Below are 2,501 nucleotides of genomic sequence, written 5' to 3'. Positions count from 1 at the left end.
GCCGAGGGCCGCCGCTTCGACGTCCTGCTGGTCGACGCCGATCTGGGCGCGGTCCCGGGGGCCGTGCCCGCCCAGCGGGAGTCCGGCTCCGGGCCTCCGCCGCCCAGCTCGGACGGGATCGCGCTGGTCGCGGGGGTGCGGGTGTCCCACCCCGGGGTCCGTACCGTCGTGCTCGCCGAGCGCGACGACCCCCGCCGGGCCGCCCTCGCGCTCCAGGCGGGAGCCTCGGGCTGGGTGGCGAAGGACTGCTCGCTCTCCCGGCTGCTGGCCGTGATCCGCGGGGTCCTGCGCGAGGAGACCCACCTGCCACCCGCACTGCTCACCGGCGTGCTCCGGGAGCTGACCGCGTCACGCAAGCACCGTACGGACAGCGAGCGGCTGGTGGAGTCGCTGACCCCGCGTGAGCACGAGGTGCTGCGCTGCATGGTGGCGGGGCTGGGCCGCAAGGACGTCGCGGCACGGTTGTTCCTGTCCCCGCACACGGTCCGCACCCACATGCAGAACGTCCTGGGCAAGCTCGGGGTGCACTCCACGCTGGCCGCGGTGGCACTGGCCCGGCGGGCCGGCGTACGACCGGCCGACCTAGCCGGGGATGTTGTCGAACGGAGCGGTCAACTGGCGTAGCAGCCCGGCGAGATCGCCGCGCTGGTTCTGCGAGAGCTGGGCCAGGATCGCCCGTTCCTGGGCCAGCAGCCCGGCGAGGGCCTGGTCGGCGCGGTCCCGGCCCTCGGGGGTGAGCCGCACCAGGACCCCCCGGCGGTCGCTGGGGTCCGGGAGCCGTTCGACGAGGCCCTTCTTCGCGAGCCGGTCGATGCGGTTGGTCATGGTGCCGGAGGTGACCAAGGTCTGGGTCAACAGCTGGCCGGGGGAGAGCTGGTAGGGCGCGCCCGCGCGGCGCAGCGAGGTCAGGACGTCGAACTCCCACGGCTCCAGGCCGTGCTCGGAGAAGGCCAGCCTGCGGGCGCGGTCGAGATGGCGCGCGAGCCTGCTCACGCGGCTCAGTACCTCGAGCGGTTCCACGTCGAGGTCAGGGCGCTCCCGCCGCCATGCCGCCACCAGTCGGTCGACCTCGTCCTCCATGCCGATCAGTGTAAGGGGTCTGTCGATGTGAAGTCTCTTCATACCAAGTATCTTGATCACAAGTATCTTGACATCGAGATATAAAGAAAGCGAGCATGGGGCATGGAGGGGCCGGAACGGATTCCGCTTCCGATCGCCCCGTCAGCAGGGAGGCTCGAACATGTATTCCGATACCGGGCGCGCCGGGACCCCCACGTCCACCGCGCCATCCGCCCCCACCTGGGATCCCCAGCAGTACCTCCGGCACTCGGGCCACCGCACACGGCCCTTCCTCGACCTGCTCACCCGCATACCCGAGCTCCCCCACCGCCCCGCCCGTATCGCCGACCTCGGCTGCGGCCCCGGCAACGTCACCACCCTGCTCGCCGAGCGGTGGCCCGAGGCCCGCATCACCGGCTTCGACCTCTCCCCGGAGATGCTCCACCGCGCCACCGAGGAGTACGCCGGGCCCACCGCCGGCGGCGGCAGCCTCGACTTCCGCCACGGCGACCTCGCCACCTGGCTCCCCGACGAGTCTTATGATCTGATCGTTTCCAACGCCGCCCTCCAGTGGGTCCCCGGCCACCCCGGCTCCTTCGGCGCCTGGATCAACGGCCTGCGCCCCGGCGGCACCTTCGCCTTCCAGATCCCCGGCAACTTCACGGCCCCCAGCCACGCCTTGCTCGCGCAGCAGTGCGACACCCCGCGCTGGCGGGCCCGGCTCGCCGGTCACGGCGCCCGCTACATCCATCTCCTCGAACCCGCCGAATACCTCGCCCGGTTCACCGAACTCGGCTGCGCCGCCGACATCTGGGAGACCACCTACCACCAGCTGCTCCAGGGCCCCGACCCCGTCCTCGACTGGGTCAAGGGCACCGCCCTGCGGCCCGTCCTCACCGCCCTCGGCGAGGACCGCGACGCCGTGGACGCCTTCCTCACCGAATACCGTGACCGGCTCCGCGCGGCCTACCCGACCGGCCCGCGCGGCACCGTCTTCCCGTTCCGCCGCATCTTCGCCGTAGCCCGCAAGGAGGCATGACCGTGCTGACCGCAGTCGACCACGTGCAACTCGCCGCGCCGCCGGACTCGGAGGACCGGCTCCGCGCGTACTACACGGACATCCTCGGCATGACCGAGATCCCCAAGCCGCCCGTCCTCGCCACCCGCGGTGGCTGCTGGTTCGCCGCCGGGCCCGTCCAGCTGCACCTCGGCGTCGAGGAGGACTTCCGGCCCGCCCGCAAGGCCCACCCGGGCCTACGGGTGAGCGACATCGAGGCGTACGCGAGCAGACTGCGGGAGCGGGGGGCCACGGTGGACTGGGACGACAACCTGCCGGGCCACCGCCGCTTCTTCTCCGAGGACCCCGTCGGCAACCGGCTCGAATTCCTGGAACGGCACCACCCGGAACCGGCAGCGCCGGAACCCTGCGCATAGGACGCACC

4 protein-coding genes are annotated in these 2,501 nt (G+C 72.2%); 3 read left to right on the top strand and 1 reads right to left on the bottom strand.

Translation table 11 applies throughout. The annotated features are described in order from the left end of the window. Positions 1-624: LuxR C-terminal-related transcriptional regulator (locus tag ACWGIU_RS35390; protein WP_453712192.1), on the top strand; the 624-nt coding region annotated here is incomplete at its 5' end. Here the strand turns inward: ACWGIU_RS35390 and ACWGIU_RS35385 are convergent. After that, on the bottom strand, positions 583-1,080 hold the full coding sequence (locus ACWGIU_RS35385) for a MarR family winged helix-turn-helix transcriptional regulator (RefSeq protein ID WP_030386194.1): 498 nt from the start codon (positions 1,078-1,080) through the stop codon (positions 583-585). The genes ACWGIU_RS35390 and ACWGIU_RS35385 overlap by 42 nt on opposite strands. Positions 1,081-1,240: 160 nt before the next feature. Here ACWGIU_RS35385 and ACWGIU_RS35380 point away from each other — a divergent pair, with 160 nt between their 5' ends. Next, positions 1,241-2,098, top strand: coding sequence for a trans-aconitate 2-methyltransferase (locus tag ACWGIU_RS35380; RefSeq protein WP_453712191.1), 858 nt, complete (start codon positions 1,241-1,243; stop codon positions 2,096-2,098). Between the two features lie 2 nt (positions 2,099-2,100). Continuing rightward, positions 2,101-2,493, top strand: coding sequence for a VOC family protein (locus ACWGIU_RS35375; RefSeq protein ID WP_453712193.1), 393 nt, complete (start codon positions 2,101-2,103; stop codon positions 2,491-2,493). Positions 2,494-2,501: the final 8 nt, after the last annotated feature.

This window comes from Streptomyces sp. NPDC054840 (assembly GCF_053611065.1).
This window is presented reverse-complemented; position numbering and strand designations above follow the sequence as displayed.